Annotated in this window: 15 protein-coding genes and 2 tRNA genes; 7 read left to right on the top strand and 10 right to left on the bottom strand. The window is 72.0% G+C overall.

Annotation, left to right across the window (positions count from 1 at the left end):
* Nucleotides 1-71: 71 nt before the first annotated feature.
* Nucleotides 72-1,742, top strand: a complete 1,671-nt coding sequence (locus tag IE264_RS30270) for an AbeC-like domain-containing protein (RefSeq protein ID WP_032760812.1) — start codon at nucleotides 72-74, stop codon at nucleotides 1,740-1,742.
* A 64-nt stretch (nucleotides 1,743-1,806) separates the two neighbouring features.
* Here IE264_RS30270 and IE264_RS30265 read toward each other — a convergent pair whose 3' ends face one another.
* Nucleotides 1,807-2,367 carry an HIT family protein gene (locus IE264_RS30265; protein ID WP_015607401.1) on the bottom strand — a complete coding sequence of 187 codons (561 nt, stop codon included), beginning with the start codon at nucleotides 2,365-2,367 and terminating at the stop codon, nucleotides 1,807-1,809.
* Nucleotides 2,368-2,433: 66 nt separating this feature from the next.
* Here IE264_RS30265 and IE264_RS30260 point away from each other — a divergent pair, with 66 nt between their 5' ends.
* Nucleotides 2,434-3,111 carry a potassium channel family protein gene (locus IE264_RS30260; protein ID WP_015607402.1) on the top strand — a complete coding sequence of 226 codons (678 nt, stop codon included), beginning with the start codon at nucleotides 2,434-2,436 and terminating at the stop codon, nucleotides 3,109-3,111.
* 29 nt (nucleotides 3,112-3,140) lie between these two features.
* Here IE264_RS30260 and thrS read toward each other — a convergent pair whose 3' ends face one another.
* The 3 genes from thrS to IE264_RS30245 all read right to left on the bottom strand — a co-directional run bounded on the left by thrS (nucleotide 3,141) and on the right by IE264_RS30245 (nucleotide 7,059).
* Nucleotides 3,141-5,117 (bottom strand): threonine--tRNA ligase, encoded by a 1,977-nt coding sequence (gene thrS, locus IE264_RS30255; protein ID WP_032760813.1) that lies wholly within the window; start codon nucleotides 5,115-5,117, stop codon nucleotides 3,141-3,143.
* Nucleotides 5,118-5,215: 98 nt separating this feature from the next.
* Complete coding sequence (locus IE264_RS30250; protein ID WP_015607404.1) at nucleotides 5,216-6,469, bottom strand: hypothetical protein; 1,254 nt, start codon at nucleotides 6,467-6,469, stop codon at nucleotides 5,216-5,218.
* On the bottom strand, nucleotides 6,469-7,059 hold the full coding sequence (locus tag IE264_RS30245) for a DUF4365 domain-containing protein (RefSeq protein ID WP_015607405.1): 591 nt from the start codon (nucleotides 7,057-7,059) through the stop codon (nucleotides 6,469-6,471). The genes IE264_RS30250 and IE264_RS30245 overlap by 1 nt, the downstream gene beginning before the upstream one ends.
* 194 nt (nucleotides 7,060-7,253) lie before the next feature.
* Here IE264_RS30245 and IE264_RS30240 point away from each other — a divergent pair, with 194 nt between their 5' ends.
* Nucleotides 7,254-7,982, top strand: coding sequence for a 3'-5' exonuclease (locus IE264_RS30240; RefSeq protein ID WP_015607406.1), 729 nt, complete (start codon nucleotides 7,254-7,256; stop codon nucleotides 7,980-7,982).
* Between the two features lie 49 nt (nucleotides 7,983-8,031).
* Here IE264_RS30240 and IE264_RS30235 read toward each other — a convergent pair.
* Nucleotides 8,032-8,103: transfer RNA gene (locus tag IE264_RS30235), tRNA-Val, on the bottom strand.
* A 150-nt stretch (nucleotides 8,104-8,253) separates the two neighbouring features.
* Here IE264_RS30235 and IE264_RS30230 point away from each other — a divergent pair.
* Nucleotides 8,254-10,782, top strand: a complete 2,529-nt coding sequence (locus IE264_RS30230) for an SCO7613 C-terminal domain-containing membrane protein (RefSeq protein ID WP_032760814.1) — start codon at nucleotides 8,254-8,256, stop codon at nucleotides 10,780-10,782.
* A 92-nt stretch (nucleotides 10,783-10,874) separates the two neighbouring features.
* Here the strand turns inward: IE264_RS30230 and IE264_RS30225 are convergent.
* Both IE264_RS30225 and IE264_RS30220 read right to left on the bottom strand, forming a co-directional pair.
* A tRNA-Val gene (locus IE264_RS30225) sits at nucleotides 10,875-10,946 on the bottom strand.
* A 55-nt stretch (nucleotides 10,947-11,001) separates the two neighbouring features.
* Nucleotides 11,002-11,457, bottom strand: coding sequence for a TIGR02611 family protein (locus tag IE264_RS30220; protein ID WP_032760816.1), 456 nt, complete (start codon nucleotides 11,455-11,457; stop codon nucleotides 11,002-11,004).
* 190 nt (nucleotides 11,458-11,647) lie between these two features.
* Here IE264_RS30220 and IE264_RS30215 point away from each other — a divergent pair, with 190 nt between their 5' ends.
* On the top strand, nucleotides 11,648-12,061 hold the full coding sequence (locus IE264_RS30215) for an SsgA family sporulation/cell division regulator (protein ID WP_003959770.1): 414 nt from the start codon (nucleotides 11,648-11,650) through the stop codon (nucleotides 12,059-12,061).
* A 269-nt stretch (nucleotides 12,062-12,330) separates the two neighbouring features.
* On the top strand, nucleotides 12,331-12,927 hold the full coding sequence (locus tag IE264_RS30210; RefSeq protein ID WP_032760817.1) for a CGNR zinc finger domain-containing protein: 597 nt from the start codon (nucleotides 12,331-12,333) through the stop codon (nucleotides 12,925-12,927).
* 29 nt (nucleotides 12,928-12,956) lie between these two features.
* Here IE264_RS30210 and IE264_RS30205 read toward each other — a convergent pair whose 3' ends face one another.
* Nucleotides 12,957-13,112, bottom strand: coding sequence for a hypothetical protein (locus IE264_RS30205; protein ID WP_164711272.1), 156 nt, complete (start codon nucleotides 13,110-13,112; stop codon nucleotides 12,957-12,959).
* A gap of 153 nt (nucleotides 13,113-13,265) precedes the next feature.
* Nucleotides 13,266-13,733 carry a hypothetical protein gene (locus tag IE264_RS30200; protein WP_032760819.1) on the bottom strand — a complete coding sequence of 156 codons (468 nt, stop codon included), beginning with the start codon at nucleotides 13,731-13,733 and terminating at the stop codon, nucleotides 13,266-13,268.
* 233 nt (nucleotides 13,734-13,966) lie between these two features.
* On the opposite strand from IE264_RS30200, the gene IE264_RS30195 reads away from it, so the two are divergent.
* The gene (locus IE264_RS30195; protein WP_032760820.1) at nucleotides 13,967-14,482 is read left to right on the top strand and encodes a DsbA family protein; all 516 of its coding nucleotides are present in this window, start codon (nucleotides 13,967-13,969) and stop codon (nucleotides 14,480-14,482) included.
* A 27-nt stretch (nucleotides 14,483-14,509) separates the two neighbouring features.
* On the opposite strand, the gene IE264_RS30190 is transcribed toward IE264_RS30195, so the two are convergent.
* Complete coding sequence (locus tag IE264_RS30190) at nucleotides 14,510-15,346, bottom strand: GNAT family N-acetyltransferase (RefSeq protein WP_032760822.1); 837 nt, start codon at nucleotides 15,344-15,346, stop codon at nucleotides 14,510-14,512.
* Nucleotides 15,347-15,404: the final 58 nt, after the last annotated feature.

The following is a 15,404-nucleotide window of genomic DNA, read 5'->3' as shown; positions in this document are numbered from 1 at the left end:
TCAGAAGGTATGCCGCGTAGGGTAGTTGGGCACACCCGCAGGAGCAGACCGTGCGGCGAGTGGGGGCGGCAGTGGCCAACGACGTATTCGACTTCTCACCCGGGGCGCAGATCCCGATCCAGGGGTCCGGCGGCCAGTCCGTGGCGACCAACGCCCTGGCCTCGGCCGCGTACCGGGACAGCCCGGTGGACGTGATCCTCGATGCCAACAGCGAGTGGCACAAGTCCACCGTGAAGCCGGGGGCATCGAAGCTCTTCAAGTCCGACTATTTCAAGCCCAATCTCGGCGAGGCGTTCTCCCGGGCCGTCCAGGAACGCATGCTGGGCGGCTCCCGCGCGGCGCTCATCCAGTCCTTCGGCACCGATCCGCAGACGGTGGTCGAGCACTGCCTGTCGGCGACCAACCTCCGTAAGGCGCGCGACACCCGGCTCACGATGATCACCGCGGTGTTCGGCTTCCTGTTCCTGCCGGGGATGATCGCCTGGGTCATCGCGTTCCGCATCAAGGACGCCCTCGCGAAGTCGAAGGACGCCGCGTTCCGGGCGGTCGGCACGGTGCTGCTCGCCGTGTTCGGGATCGGCGCGCTGATCCTGGTGTGGAAGCTGCCCACGGACGGGGTCCTGCCCCTGTACGTCCGGGGGGCGATCGTCGCCCCGCTGATCGGCTGGTTCCTCGCCAAAAGGGTCGCGGAGACCTCGGCCAAGGACCTGCGGGCCCGCTGGGACGGGCTGCTGTCCGGCACCGGTGTCATCGCGAAGATCCCGGAGGCGGTGCCGAAGAACCCCAACGAGACCGCGCGCGAGGAACTGCGCCAGTCGCTGGAGAAGCTCTCCGCCGAGCAGCAGTCCAACGCGGTCTTCTACGCCGGTCCCAAGGGCATCCTCGGCATGGGCACCCGGTGGGGCAGCTGGCAGCTGGCCGAGGAGCTGACCCCGAAGGACCCGACGCGGGAGATCCACCAGTTCCGCAGCTGGGACCTGATCCGGATCATCCACGACCAGCTGAAGATGCTGGAGCGCGGCCCGCTCAACACCGGCGGCTTCCCCAAGCCGTCCGTGAAGCACTGGATCGTCTCCCCCATCGGTGAGAACGCCGACTCCGTCTCCCGCCCCGACGGCGAGGACGTCGCGACCTTCCAGGTGAAGCCGCACGAGATACAGCGGATCTGCAACCACCAGCAGTTCGGCAGCGGTGACCGGCACTACCTGGGTGTGCAGTTCACCCTCTGGGACGGTCAGCTCGTGATCACCATGATGATCACGGTCACCGTGCTCCACGAGACGCTGCGCATCGAGGTCACCGGGCATGCGCTGGGCCCGGTGCACGGGCTGTTCTTCGCGAAGCCCGCGGCCCGGACGAAGACGGTCAACAAGACCGTCAGGTTCTGGGAGACCCGGGACATCCAGCTGCCGGTGGTGGAGGCGCGGGAGGTCGTCCGGCTCGCCCTGCGGGCGCCCTTCACCTGGTATCCGCCGGTGCTGGACTACCTGGGCGGGAAGATAGTGCTTCCGGAGCCCTTCGGACTGCGGCACGCGTGGGCGGCCAAGCCGTGGAACCACCGCTTCATGGCGGACGACGCGATGCGCGCGGCCACCCCGGTGCTGCGCGTGGTCCACTCGGCGGCGATGCGGGTCCTCGCGGAGAACGGCGTGGACACCGAGCGCTTCGACAGCCGCTCGATGATACTGAGCGGCCTGGTCCAGGACCCGGCCCCGCGCAAGGCCGACGTCTACGACGCCTAGTCCGTACGTACAGGGAGAAGGGCCCCCAGGTGGGGGCCCTTCTCCCTGTACGGCTCGGTCCCGCTCAGGCGGCCGGCCAGGCGCCGGCCAGCATCGCCCGGGTGTCGCCCAGGAGCTGCGGCAGCACCTTGGTGTGGCCGATCACCGGCATGAAATTGGTGTCCCCGCCCCAGCGCGGCACCAGGTGCTGGTGCAGGTGGGCGGCGATCCCGGCCCCGGCGACCGAACCCTGGTTCATCCCGATGTTGAACCCGTGCGCCCCGGAGGCGGTGCGCAGGGCCGCCATCGCCCGCTTCGTGAAGTCCGCCAGCTCCGCCGTCTCCGGACCGTCCAGCTCCGTGTAGTCGGCGACGTGCCGGTAGGGGACGACCATGAGGTGCCCGCCGTTGTACGGGTAGAGGTTCAGCACCGCGTAGACGTGCTCGCCGCGCGCCACCACGAGCCCGTCCTCGTCGGATTTCGCCGGAATCGAACAGAACGGGCAGCCGTCCTCGGCGCCCGGGCCGCTCGGCTTGTCCTGGCCCTGGATGTACGCCATCCGATGGGGCGTCCACAGACGCTGAAACGCGTCGGGCGTCCCCACGCCGATCTGCTGCTCCGGCTCACTCGTCATGCCGATCAGCATATTGCGTCACCCGCGCGGAGCGTGTCGCCGGGGCCGCACCCGAGCCCGCCCGGCGATGCTGAGGCGATGAGCCAGCGACCCGCCCCGGAGGCCCCCGCCCGGCCGACCCGCTGGGAGCAGCGCACGGAGCTTCCGCTCTTCGCCGCCTCCCTGCTCTTCCTGGCGGGGTACGCGGCCCGGGTCCTGGCCCCGCGCGACGCCCAGCCGTGGCACGACATCTCCCTGATCCTGGTCTGGTCGACGTGGCTGCTCTTCCTCGCGGACTACGCGGTACGGCTGCACCTCAGCGGCCAGGGCGCACGCTTCGTCCGCACGCACTGGCTCGACACCCTGGTCCTGCTCCTGCCGCTGCTGCGCCCCCTGCGCATGGTCAAGGTCTACACGGCGGTGCAGCAGCGCCGTGACCGGCCGCGGCTGAACCTGTACGCCCGGGTGATGTCGTACGCGAGCCTGAGCGCCGTCCTGCTCGGCCTCTCCGCCGCGCTCGCGGTGTACCGCCTGGAACGCGCGGCGCCCGGCGCCTCCATCCGCACCTTCGGGGACGCGGTGTGGTGGGCGTGCGCGACGCTCTCGACGGTCGGTTACGGCGATGCCGCACCGGTCACCTTCTGGGGGCGGACGGTGGCGGCGGGGCTGATGGCGTGCGGTCTCGCGCTGCTGGGGGCGGTGACGGGCTCGTTCTCGTCGTGGCTGATCCAGGTGTTCACGCGGGAGGACGAGCAACGGCCCCCGGAGCGCGGGTAGCGCTCCGGGGGCCGTTGCCCACTGCCGGATCAGACCTGTACGCGGTCCTCGACGGCCTTCGCGATCTTGGCGATGGCCTCGTCGACCGGGATGCCGTTCTCCTGCGATCCGTCGCGGTAGCGGAAGGAGACGGCACCGTTGGCCATGTCCTCGTCACCGGCGATGATCATGAACGGAACCTTGTTCTTCTGCTGGTTCCTGATTTTCTTCTGCATCCGGTCCGAGGAGGCGTCCACGTCCACCCGCAGCCCCTGCTTGCGCGCCTTGGCGGCGAACTCCTGGAGGTAGGGGATGTGGGTGTCGCCGATCGGGATGCCGACGGCCTGGACCGGGGCGAGCCAGACCGGGAAGGCGCCCGCGTAGTGCTCCAGGAGCACCGCGAAGAACCGCTCGATGGAGCCGAACAGCGCGCGGTGGATCATCACCGGGCGCTGCTTGGAGCCGTCCGGGCCGGTGTACTCCAGGTCGAAGCGCTCGGGCAGGTTGAAGTCGAGCTGCACGGTCGACATCTGCCAGGTGCGGCCGATGGCGTCCTTGCACTGCACGGAGATCTTCGGGCCGTAGAACGCGGCGCCGCCCGGGTCCGGGACCAGCGGGAGGCCCTGCTTCTCGGCGACCTGGCGGAGGGTCTCGGTGGCCTCCTCCCAGGTCTCGTCGGAGCCGACGTACTTCTCCGGGTCCTTGGTGGAGAGCTCCAGGTAGAAGTCGGTGAGCCCGTAGTCGCGCAGGAGGTTCAGCACGAAGGTGAGCGTGCGGTCGAGCTCCTCCGCCATCTGCTCCTTGGTGCAGTAGATGTGCGCGTCGTCCTGGGTGAAGCCGCGCGAGCGGGTCAGACCGTGCACGACGCCCGACTTCTCGTACCGGTACACCGTGCCGAACTCGAAGAGACGCAGCGGCAGTTCACGGTAGGAGCGGCCGCGTGCATCGAAGATCAGGTTGTGCATCGGGCAGTTCATCGGCTTGAGGTAGTAGTCCACCCCGTCGTCGAGCTGCATGGGCGGGTACATGCCGTCGGCGTACCAGTCCAGGTGGCCGGACTTCTCGAAGAGCTTGCCCTTGGTGGCGTGCGGGCTGTAGACGAACTCGTAGCCCTCCTCCTCGTGACGGCGGCGCGAGTAGTCCTCCATGGCCCGGCGGATGACGCCGCCCTTGGGGTGGAAGACCGCGAGGCCGGGGCCGATCTCGTCGGGGAAGGAGAAGAGGTCCAGCTCGTTGCCGAGCTTGCGGTGGTCGCGCTTGGCGGCCTCCTCCAGGAACTCCAGGTGCGCCTTCAGCTCGTCCTTGGTGGGCCAGGCGGTGCCGTAGATGCGCTGGAGCATCGGGTTCTTCTCGCTGCCGCGCCAGTAGGCCGCGGCGTTGCGCATCAGCTTGAACGCCGGGATGAACCGGGTGGTGGGCAGGTGCGGACCCCGGCAGAGGTCCTTCCAGCACAGGTCGCCGGTCTTCGGGTCGAGGTTGTCGTAGATGGTCAGCTCGCCGCCGCCCACCTCGACGTCCGCGCCGTCGTCCGAGGAGGCGGAGCCCTTGATGCCGATGAGCTCCAGCTTGTACGGCTCGTTCGCGAGCTCCTCGCGGGCGTCCTCGTCGGAGACCACGCGGCGGGAGAACTTCTGGCCCCGCTTCTGGATCTCCTGCATCTTCTTCTCGATGGCCTTGAGGTCCTCGGGCGTGAACGGCTTCTCGACGTCGAAGTCGTAGTAGAAGCCGTCCTTGACCGGCGGGCCGATGCCGAGCTTGGCCTCGGGGAAGAGTTCCTGCACGGCCTGGGCCATCACGTGCGCGGTGGAGTGGCGCAGGATGTTCAGGCCGTCCTCGGAGGAGATCTCCACCGGCTCGACGGACTCGCCGTCCCGGAGCTCGTAGGAGAGGTCCTTCAGCTCGCCGCCGATGCGCGCGGCGACGACGGTGCGCTGACCGGGGAAGAGCTCGCCGGCCGTCGTGCCCGTCGTCACCACGTGCTCTTCCCGCTCGGAATCGCGTTGGATGATCACACGGACGTCTGACACCGGTCTCTCCTGACTGAGGGGGTCGCCTGCCTTCGTATGGCTAAGCAATGCGAATCGTACCGAGCCCCACGCCCCCGATGCCAACGCCTTCCCCCTCGCTACAAGGGCTCCTCCCCCGCGCACGCCTCCTCGAAGAAGTCCACGTTCTCCTGGAGCGACTTCATCAGCCGGTCCCGCTCGGCCTCGTCGACCTGGACGGGCGCGACCTGCGAGGCCCCGGTGAGCCGCCGGAAGCCGCCCCGCCGCTCAAGGCGTCCCTCCACCCGCAGCGGCAGCCCGACGAGGTGGGCGTGGCCCGCGATCCGGTACGCCTCCTCGTCCAGCTCCACCCGTACGTGCGCGACCTCCGCCCCCGCCAGCACCCGCAGCCGTACGATCCCGGCGCCACGCGGCCCCGAGCGGCGCAGCCGGACCACCGCGCCGGTGATCCGGACCGGGACGGCGGGCTCCTCCCGGAGGTAGCGGGCCCCGGCGGAGCGCAGGGCGGGCAGGTCGCCCGGGGAGAACTCGACCGGCGCGGGGCGGGCCGGGCAGCCGTCCGGGGTGCCTGCGGCGGGCGCCCACCGCAGGTCGATCCCGGCGCCCTCCGTACCGCGCACCAGGGTCACCAGGGCCTCGGTCAGCTCCCGGCTGACGCCCGCCGCCACCGCGCTGTCGAACGCCTCCATGCCGCCGGTGGCCCGCTGGTAGTCGACGGCCTCCCGGGTGGCGTGCAGCGCGTGGCAGAGCTGGACGGCGACGGCCCGTCCGGAGTCGACGGGGACGAACGCGGTGAGCCGGCGGCCGCCCGGCGCGGGCCCGATGAGCGTCCCGTCCAGCGCCGCCCGGGCCTTCCGCCGGTGCCGGGCCCCGTGGTAGCCGGCCCGGCCGCGCGCCGCGAGCGCCCCGGCGAGGAGGATCTGCCGGGCCGCCGAGCGCAGCTCCTCCGTCTCCGCCCATCCCGAGGCGCCCGCCGCCCCGGCCGCCGATTCGGGGATCTCGCGCCACCAGCGGACCTCGTCGCTGGGGACGGCGAGGGAGACCAGGATGTCCCGGGCCGAGGGGGCGGCGCTGCGGGAGAGCGCGGTGAGCGCCTCGGCCAGCAGGTCCTCGGTGTCGGGGAAGGCGGTGTTCTCGGGGACCAGCAGGCTGGCTCCGGCGGCCGTTCCGGGCGGGGACCAGCGGCTGTACCGCCCGGCCGCTCCCCCGCGCCGCTGCCAGCCGTACCGGTGCAGGAGCGCGGTGAGGACCGCCGGGTCGGGCAGCGGGGTGCCGTCCCCGCCCGGGTCGGCGTACTCCGTGCTCGCGGCGGGGTGCGACCGGGCGCCGGGCAGCTCCGCCGGTCCCGTGGGTTCGTCCATCGACCGGTGCATCAGGGTCTCCCTCCGGCCCCGACCCGGGCCATGATGTCGCAGAGTGCGCGGTCGTCGAAGATCCGTGAGGTCGGGATGCGCACGGTGGTCCGGTACCGGCCCGTCACCGCGTGGCCGGCCAGGTTGGTCCAGTAGCAGCAGTGCCGCAGATCGAGGCTGCCGGGCCCGGCGCTCAGCCATTCGTCCTGGCTGCGGGGCACGAGCATCACCACCAGGATCTTGTGCACCGAGACCGGGGTGCGGGCGAGCTTGACGAGATGGGCGTTGTCGAGCGTGAAGGAGAACGCCCCGCCCGCCGGGTGCGGCGGTATCTGGTAGGTGCACTTGAGCTGCACCTTGATGGTCACTTCGTCGTCGACGGTGTGGGCGGCGGCGCCGTGGCTGACGTGCCAGTCGATGCCGTTGTCGGGGAAGGGCTGGGAGAGCGAACATCCCGCCGCCGCGGCGACGGCGTGCAGGTAGCCCACCTGGAGGGTCTCCATGCAGGCGGTGGTGGCGAGGGAGCCGCGCAGCGGGGTGTTCGGCTGCTCCACCGTCCCGAACCCTTCGGCGCGGGCGGGCCCCCCGGGATCGGGCTGCGCGAGCGCCATGGCTCCGTATGCCTTCCGGACGTGCCATCAGATAGGACCGGGGACAGGACCGACGGGCAACTTCCCTCCCCCTCACCTGTGTTGTCACCGCAGGAGAACGCCCGCAAACGGCGTATCAGGCAAACAGCACGGGTATCACCGATATCGGGCAGAGGAATCACTCCATCTGCCGTGCAGGTGCGAGGAGTTCGGGGATGATGCACTGGTTCGAAGGGCCGCTGGCCGCTTTTGACACGGAGACGACAGGCGTGGACGTCGAGCAGGACCGGATCGTTTCGGCCGCTCTCGTCGCGCAGGACACGACGGGCGGACGCGTCCGCGTCACCCGCTGGCTGGTCAACCCGGGGATCCCGGTGCCCGCGGGGGCCACGGAGATCCACGGTCTGACCGACGATCACCTTCAGCGCAACGGCCGTTGGCCCGCTCCCGTGGTCGACGAGATCGCCCGTTCGCTGGCCGAGCAGTGCGCGACGGGCCGCCCGCTGGTCGTGATGAACGCGCCGTTCGACCTGACCCTGCTGGACCGCGAGCTGAAGCGGCACCGGGCCTCTTCCCTGGCCGGGTACATGGCGGACGTGCCGCTGCGGGTGGTGGACCCCCGGGTGCTGGACAAACATCTGGACCGCTACCGCAAGGGCCGCCGCACGCTCACGGATCTGTGCGAGCTGTACGAGGTGCCGCTCGACGGTGCCCACGACGCGGCGGCCGACGCCACGGCCTCACTGGAGCTGGTGCGCGCGATATGCCGCCGCTTCTCCTCCCGGCTGGAGCGGCTCTCCCCCGCCGAGCTGCACACCCTCCAGGCCACCTGGCACGCGGCGCAGGCCCGGGGCCTGGAGGCGTGGTTCGCCCGGAGCGGGACACCGGAAGTGGTGGATCAGGCCTGGCCGCTGCGCCCGGAGCTGCCCGCCGCTGCCGCCTGAACACAGAGAAGCCGGTCCGCCGTGATGCTGGCGGACCGGCTTTTCCCGGTGGGCGATACTGGGTTCGAACCAGTGACCTCTTCGGTGTGAACGAAGCGCTCTCCCACTGAGCTAATCGCCCGGGAACGGGTTGAACCATACAGGGCTCGGCGGGCTTCGTTCAAACCGCTTCCGGCGGGGCCGGCCCCGGGACTTACTCAGACGCGGAAACGCGGAAAGTGAGTATCCGAGCGCATGTACGAGGCAGCGGGCCGGGGCCACACTCCGGTACATGGAACATGTGCCGCCGCCCGCCGAGGAACTGGCGCTCCTCGACCGAGAACTGGCTCAGCTGGACGCCCGCAGGGCCCACCTGCTGACCCGCCGCGCCTGGCTGGTCAGCGCATTGCAGCCGCAGCCGCAGGCGCCGAACGCACCCCGCTGGGGTACGCCGCCCGTGGGCCACGGCTGGGCCCCGGGGCAGCCGTGGGGGTCCGGGCCGCGGACCGCGAAGCCGTCCGCGCCGCGCAGCGCGCAGAACGTGCTGCTGACGCTGGGCGGTCTGCTGCTGACGGTCGCGGCCGTCGCGTTCACCCTCGTCAGCTGGGGTTCGATGGGCATCGGCGGCCGGTCGGCCGTCCTGGCCCTGGTGACCCTGGCGGCGCTCGCCGCCCCCGCGGTCCTGCTGCGCCGCAAGCTCGCGGCGACGGCGGAGGCGCTGGCGGCGCTCGCCCTGGTGCTCACGCTGTTGGACGTCTACGCGATCCATGCGGTGGCGGCACCGGACGCCGACGGGCTCACGTTCACGGCGGTCGCGTCGGCGGTGCTGGCCGCGCTCTGGGCGGCCTACGGCCTGGCGCTGGGCAAGCTGCACCTGCCGCTGCCCGCGGCCGTGTTCTTCGTCCAGTGGCCGTTGCTTCTGGGGGCCTGGGCCGTCGGCGCCCCGGCGATCGTGGTCGGCTGGGCGCTGCTGGTGACGGCGGTCGTCGACGGGGCGATCGCACTGTGGGGCAAGGGCCTCGGTGTACGGGTCACGGCGGGGACCGGTCTGGCGGTGATGGGGTCCGCCGCACTGCTGGTCGGGCTCGGGGAGTCGCTGACGGCCGGCGGCCCGCTCGGCGCCCTGCTGCCGGGCACGCTGCTCCTGACGGCGGCCGTCGCGGCGCTGGCCGGTGCGTGGCGCACCCCTGACGGCTATGCGCAGGTGGGCGGCGCGGTGGCCGGCCTGGCGGCGGTGGCCGCGGTCGGAGGCGTGCTGCGGGCGGCGGTGCCGGGCACCTGGCAGGTGCCGGTGTATCTGCTCTGCGGCCTGGCCCTGCTGTTCGTCGTACGGGTGCGGCTGCCGCGGAGCGCGGGGCGCGGGGTGCTGCTAGCGGCGGGCGCGGTGGTGGCCGGTGCGCTGGTGTGGGCGCTGCCTCCGGTCGCGGCGGTGCTGCTGGGTCCGGTCCAGTTGGTCGCCGAGGTGTGGGCGGGGGCGCCGGACGGGTTCCGGGGCACGCTCGGGGCTTCGATGCCGTGGTCGGAGATGGTCGCGGCCCCGGTGGTGCTCGCGGTGGTGGCCGGGGGGCTGGGAGCCGCGTTCCGGTGGTGGCCGGCGCTGGTGCGGGTCGCCGCCCCGCTGATCACGCCGGGTGCGAAGGTGCGCGGCGCGGCGGGCGCGGGGGCGCTGGGCCTCGGCTGGGGGACGCTGCTCCTGGCGGCGGCGACGCTGGATGTGCCGTACCCGGTGGCGGTGGCCCTGGAGACGGTGCTGGTGGCGGGGCTGCTGGCGGTGGCGGTGGCGGTCCGGGGTGCCGACCGGGGTGCCGGTGGCGCGGGATCGGCCGAAGGCGCCGGACCGGGCGGTGGTATCGGGACCGCCGTGCGGGTGGGCGCGCTGGTGGGTGCGGTCGGCGGGGCGGTGAGCGCGGGGCTGCTGTCGCTGGCCTCGGAGGCGGCGACGTACGCGGTGTTCGGGGCGCTGGCCCTGCTGTTCACCGGGGCGGCGCTGCGGACGCGTGCGGTGGTGGAGCAGGCGGTGCTCGCGGTGGCCGCGGTGGTGTGGGGCACGGTCCTGACGGGATGCGCGGCCCGTTCCCTGGGGCTCGCGCCGCACGAGGCCGCGCCGCTACTGCTCGTGGTGCCCGCGGTGACGGTGGGGCTGGGGGCCCGGCTGCGGCGGCACCCGGTGGCGTTGCCGGTGGAGCTGACCGGGGCGCTGGGTGCGCTGGTCGCGGTGGGGCTGGCGGTGGGCCGGGCGCCGTTCCTGGCCCTGGTGCTCGCCCTGTGCGGGGTGCTGGCGGCGGGAGCGGCGGTGCGCCCGGAGCGGCGGCCCGTGGCGGGGTACCTGGCGGCGGTGCTCTTCGTGGCGGCGACCTGGGTCCGGCTGGCTGCTTCGGAGGTCTCGGTGCCGGAGGCGTACACCCTGCCGGTGACGGTGCCCGCGCTGGTCGTCGGCGTACTGCGGCGGCGCAAGGACCCCGGGGCGTCCTCCTGGACGGCGTACGGGCCGGGGCTCGCGGCGACGCTGCTGCCGAGCCTGGCCGTGGCCTGGACCGACCCCGACTGGCTGCGCCCGCTGCTGCTGGGCGTGGCGGCGCTGGTGATCACGCTGCTGGGGGCGAAGTACCGGCTGCAGGCGCTGCTGCTGCTCGGCGGTGCGGTGCTGGCCCTGGACACCCTGCACGAGCTGGCGCCGTACGTCGTCCAGGTGGCCGGTGCACTGCCGCGCTGGCTGCCGCCGGCGCTGGCCGGGCTGCTGCTGCTGGCCGTGGGCGCCACGTACGAGCAGCGGCTGCGCGAGGCACGCAGGCTGAAGGACGTGCTGGGCCGGATGCGGTGAGCGGTGCCCGGTCCGGGATCCCGCAGGGGGTTCCGGACCGGGAACGCAGAGGGCCCCGAGACTTCGGAAAGTCTCGGGGCCCTCTGTCCGGGTGGGCGATACTGGGTTCGAACCAGTGACCTCTTCGGTGTGAACGAAGCGCTCTCCCACTGAGCTAATCGCCCGGGCGCACCGCAAACATTACCCCATGTCAGCGGCGCTCCCGGACCGTCCCCGGCGCTACTCGCCGACCTTCCACGGCAGGGCGAGGCCGAACTTCCAGACGTAGATCCCGACCAGCACCGCCATGATCACCAGCCCCACCGTGGTGAGGATGATGTTGCGCCGCCGGACCTTGGGGTCGAGGGCCCGCTGGGCGGCCTCGGTGACCTTGCGCTTGGTCCAGCGCAGCACCAGCTGGGCCCACACGAACTCGGTCGCCCAGATCGCCATGCCACCGAAGATCACCAGCCAGCCGGGGCCGGGCAGCACCAGCATCAGCACTCCGGCCACCACCACACCCAGGCCGACGACGAAGACGCCGACCTGCCAGCTCACGTGCAGCGGCTTCGACGCCTTGATGAAGCCCGGCGCCCGCGATCCCAGCTCGCGTTCCGCCTTGGCCGTTCCCCCCGTAGCGGACTCCGGGGCCGCCTCTTCGGCGACCACGCTCCGCTCGTCACTCTCCGCGTTCATGAAGCTCAACCTACCCGACCCGTCGTCGTCACTTGAATGGGCGCATGACTCAAAGTTACACACCGCTGGGCGAGGGACCCGAAGCATCACAAATGGGTCAGAGGGGTTTACAACGCCACCGTAGGTGGCATGTCGATTTCGCCGACGTGCGAATCCCCGAGCGCACACTGAGCGAAAGGCCCTGGCGCTTATGAACACCACGGTCAGCTGCGAGCTGCACCTGCGCCTCGTTGTGTCGAGCGAGTCCTCACTGCCTGTACCCGCGGGCCTGCGGTATGACACGGCCGATCCCTATGCCGTGCACGCCACCTTCCACACCGGAGCGGAGGAGACGGTCGAGTGGGTTTTCGCCCGTGACCTCCTTGCCGAGGGGCTGCACCGGCCCACCGGCACCGGAGACGTCCGCGTCTGGCCATCACGTAGTCACGGTCAAGGCGTCGTCTGCATCGCACTGAGCTCCCCAGAGGGCGAAGCCCTGCTCGAAGCCCCGGCGCGAGCCCTGGAGTCGTTCCTGAAAAGGACCGACGCCGCGGTTCCGCCCGGCACCGAGCATCGTCACTTCGATCTCGATACGGAGCTCTCACACATCCTGGCCGAGAGCTGAGCCAGGCAGAGAGCTGCCCGGCGCCGTCCGACTCGGGGAGACGGCGTCGCGCGGACAACCTCATAGGGCAGACACAGGCGCCGTCGCCGCGGAATCCACCGCGGTGACGGCGCCTGTGCGTGCGCCACGGTCCCGGCGGCAGGTGGACGGCCCTGCGTGGTGCCCCGCTCCCCCGGAGGCCCGCACCGGGCCGGGGAGCGGCCGGGCGAGCCAGTAGAGTCAGCCGCCATCGGCAGGCGCCCGCCCGCCGGAAGGCCAGGGAGCGAAGCGTGCTGATCCCTCACGACACCCGGATCGCCCTCGACACGGTGGTCGATCTGGTGAACACCGCCCCGGAGGGCGAGCTGCCGCCGGACGGCCCGACGGACGGACTCGTGGACGGGCTGGAGGACGGGCTCGCCGACATCGCGGCGCTGTACGACTTCGCCGAGCGGCACCACATCAGCGGCGTCGGCACCCTCGGCGAGAAGGACCTCGGGGCCGTGCGGGACGTCAGGAGCCACTTCGCCGAGGTCTTCGCGGCGCCCGACGCCCGTACCGCGGTCGACCTCGTCAACCGGCTCGTGGCCGCGGCCGGGACCACGCCCCAGCTCACCGACCACGACGGCTACGACTGGCACGTGCACTACTTCGCGCCGGACGCCTCGCTCGCCGACCACCTCGCGGCCGACTGCGGCATGGCCCTGGCCTTCATCATCGTGGCCGGCGAGCAGGAGCGGCTGCGGCGCTGCGAGGCGCCCGGCTGCGGGCGCGCCTTCGTCGACCTCTCGCGCAACCGCTCCCGGCGCTACTGCTCCAGCCGCACCTGCGGCAACCGGCTCCACGTCGCCGCGTACCGGGCCCGGCGCCGGGAGGCCGGGGCGTGAACCGCGGGCAGGCCGGGTCGCAGGCCGGGTCATAACAGGAAGAGATCGTGCAGCGCCGCCATCAGCAGCAGACTCCCGATCACCGTCAGGAAGATCATCAGGGGTGGCTGGGAGAGCGCGAAGAGGCAGCCACGGGGCTCTTCGGCAGGGGGTGCGGGGGCTTCGCCCCGGGATGTGTCCACCATCTCGGAGTGATCATGACTCACCCATGACCCGGTTGGCGGTCAACCTGTCCTATTGACCCGGGAGTTCACCGTCCCGTGGCTCCCAGGATTCGCTCCGGCGTCCGAGTTGCCGTCAGGCATTCGGGCCCCGCCCCGGGGATGAAGGCCGGGCGGTCAGATGCCGTGCTTCTTGAGGATCGCCTCGATGTCGCTGAAGTCGTCGCCGGGCGCCGCCGCCTCCTGCTTCTTCTTCGGCTTCGGTGCTGCTGCCGCTGCGGCCGGCCGGGCCTGGCTCCCCGCACCGAGCGAGGGCGCGGAGGCGCCGGGGGCGACGGCCTCGTTGCGCTCGGCGGCCCGCGCGGCCCTGCGCTCCGCGCGGGTGGTGCCGCTGCGGCGCTCGACGGTCCGGGTGGTCATGAAGAGTAGCCAGGCAAGGCCGAGCACGCCGAAGCCGATCCAGACGCTCGGCTTGAACGCGATGCCCGAGACCCACTCGACGACGCCGGTCAGGACGAGCCCGATCGGTACGAGGGAGTAGGCGGCGATCCTGGTCGCGGCGAGGAACCGCTTGCGGTAGGCGGTGACCGCGGCGATGCCCAGGCCCGCCGCCGACGCCGCGGAACAGATGGTCTCGGCAAGCATCGGGGCCTCCAGGCGCAGGGGAAACGTCCCCTCCATCCTGCACCGACGACCGGCACAGGGGCCACGGCACCGGTCCACTTCAGGGACATTTCAGGGCCGGGCTCCTCCGCAGGTGCCGGTCACAGGCCTGCGGGTGCCCGGTCGCAAGCCCTGCCGGTGGCGGGCACAGGCCCTCCGCCACCTGCCGCCGGTGCCGATTGGGAGCTGTCCGCCCGGCCTGAAAGACTGGCCTCATGAGCGATTCCACCCCCGCAGCACCGGTCGTCCTCGACATCTGGTGCGATCTCGAATGCCCCGACTGCCACCAGGCCCTCAGCGATGTGCGCGCCGTGCGCGCCCGGTACGGCGACCGCGTCGAGATCCGGCTGCGGCACTTCCCGCTGGAGAAGCACAAGCACGCCTACGCCGCGGCGCAGGCCGCCGAGGAGGCCATCACCCAGGGCCAGGACTGGCCGTACATCGAGGCGCTCCTGGCGAGGACCGCGGACCTCGGCCGGACCGGGGAGCCGGTGCTGCTCGATGTCGCCCGTGAACTGGGCCTGGACGCCGAGGAGTTCGACACCGCGCTCATCGACGGCCGCCATCTGCTGATCGTCGACGCCGACCAGGCCGAGGGCAAGGCGATCGGTGTCACCGGTACGCCCACCTATGTGATCGGCGAAGAGCGGCTGGACGGCGGCAAGAGCCAGGAAGGGCTGCGCGAGCGGATCGAGGAGATCATCGACCGCCGCCTGGCCGCGCAGGGCTGACGCCCGCCTCCGGAGAGGCGGGGCCGGCTACAGCGCCTTGGCCAGGTTGTACCGGGTCGTCGCGTAGCCGAGGGACTCGTACAGCCGCAGCGCCGGGGTGTTGGCGGCGAAGACGTGCAGGCCGAGCCGGTCGTGGCCCCAGGAGCGGGTCTCGTTCTCGGCCAGGAGCATCAGGGCCCGCCCGAAGCCGCGCCCCCGGTGCTCCTCACGTACCTCGACGTCGAAGACGAACCCGGCGGTCCTGCCCGGCTCCAGCTCCCGCAGGGCCAGCCAGACATGGCCGACCACCGCGCCGCCGTGCACCAGGACCCGGAACCGCACGCCCTCGGTCGCCAGGCCGTCCGGGAGGTTCCCGGCGTGGTCGGCCTCCGACTTGAGCCGGGCCTGCTCCGGCGGTACGCCCCGGTCGGTCCACTCCTGCGCGTACGACCGCACCGCGTCGCTCAGCCAGTCCGCGTACTCCTGCTCGCTCATCGGACGCGCGGTGAGGCCCTCGGGCAGCGGGGCGGCGGCCGGGCCGAGGGCCTTGACCATGTTGCGGCTACGTTCGGTGTAGCCGAGCGCAGCCGCCAGCCGCCGGGCGGGCTCGTTCTCCGCCGGGACCTCGGTCCGCACATGGGTGCAGCCCCACCCCCGCAGCACTTCCTCGGCGGCGAGCGCGGCGATGGTGCCCCGGCCACGCCTGCGCCGCGCCTCGTCGACGCTCAGGGAGCGCACCACCCCGGCCGAGGCGCCGAACGCGTCGTCGGTACTGATCGATACGGCGCCGACGGGCCGCCCGTTGTCACAGACGTCGTAGCTGCGCGCCCGCGCCCCGTCGGCGTTCTGCTGAAGCGGCCCGGACGGCCGGAGTGTCGTGGTCATCAAGGGTTTTGTATCCCCTGGACGGCCATACGTCACGCGCTTTTCCGGCCCCGCGCGA

Origin of the sequence: Streptomyces microflavus, from assembly GCF_014650075.1 — a bacterium.
Taxonomy (GTDB): Bacteria; Actinomycetota; Actinomycetes; order Streptomycetales; family Streptomycetaceae; genus Streptomyces; species Streptomyces microflavus.
The sequence above is the reverse complement of the archived record's forward strand: the minus strand, read 5'-3'. Positions and strand labels throughout refer to the sequence as shown.

What these genes read in the sequence shown, in the direction of transcription:
- IE264_RS30250 (WP_015607404.1), bottom strand. Translation starts at nt 6,469, where the DNA reads ATGCACCGGTCGATGGACGAACCCACGGGACCGGCGGAGCTGCCCGGC.
- IE264_RS30260 (WP_015607402.1), top strand. Translation starts at nt 2,434, where the DNA reads ATGAGCCAGCGACCCGCCCCGGAGGCCCCCGCCCGGCCGACCCGCTGG.
- IE264_RS30205 (WP_164711272.1), bottom strand. Translation starts at nt 13,112, where the DNA reads ATGGTGGACACATCCCGGGGCGAAGCCCCCGCACCCCCTGCCGAAGAG.
- IE264_RS30200 (WP_032760819.1), bottom strand. Translation starts at nt 13,733, where the DNA reads ATGCTTGCCGAGACCATCTGTTCCGCGGCGTCGGCGGCGGGCCTGGGC.
- IE264_RS30215 (WP_003959770.1), top strand. Translation starts at nt 11,648, where the DNA reads ATGAACACCACGGTCAGCTGCGAGCTGCACCTGCGCCTCGTTGTGTCG.
- IE264_RS30220 (WP_032760816.1), bottom strand. Translation starts at nt 11,457, where the DNA reads ATGAACGCGGAGAGTGACGAGCGGAGCGTGGTCGCCGAAGAGGCGGCC.
- IE264_RS30265 (WP_015607401.1), bottom strand. Translation starts at nt 2,367, where the DNA reads ATGCTGATCGGCATGACGAGTGAGCCGGAGCAGCAGATCGGCGTGGGG.
- IE264_RS30195 (WP_032760820.1), top strand. Translation starts at nt 13,967, where the DNA reads ATGAGCGATTCCACCCCCGCAGCACCGGTCGTCCTCGACATCTGGTGC.
- IE264_RS30230 (WP_032760814.1), top strand. Translation starts at nt 8,254, where the DNA reads ATGGAACATGTGCCGCCGCCCGCCGAGGAACTGGCGCTCCTCGACCGA.
- IE264_RS30240 (WP_015607406.1), top strand. Translation starts at nt 7,254, where the DNA reads ATGATGCACTGGTTCGAAGGGCCGCTGGCCGCTTTTGACACGGAGACG.
- IE264_RS30245 (WP_015607405.1), bottom strand. Translation starts at nt 7,059, where the DNA reads ATGGCGCTCGCGCAGCCCGATCCCGGGGGGCCCGCCCGCGCCGAAGGG.
- IE264_RS30190 (WP_032760822.1), bottom strand. Translation starts at nt 15,346, where the DNA reads ATGACCACGACACTCCGGCCGTCCGGGCCGCTTCAGCAGAACGCCGAC.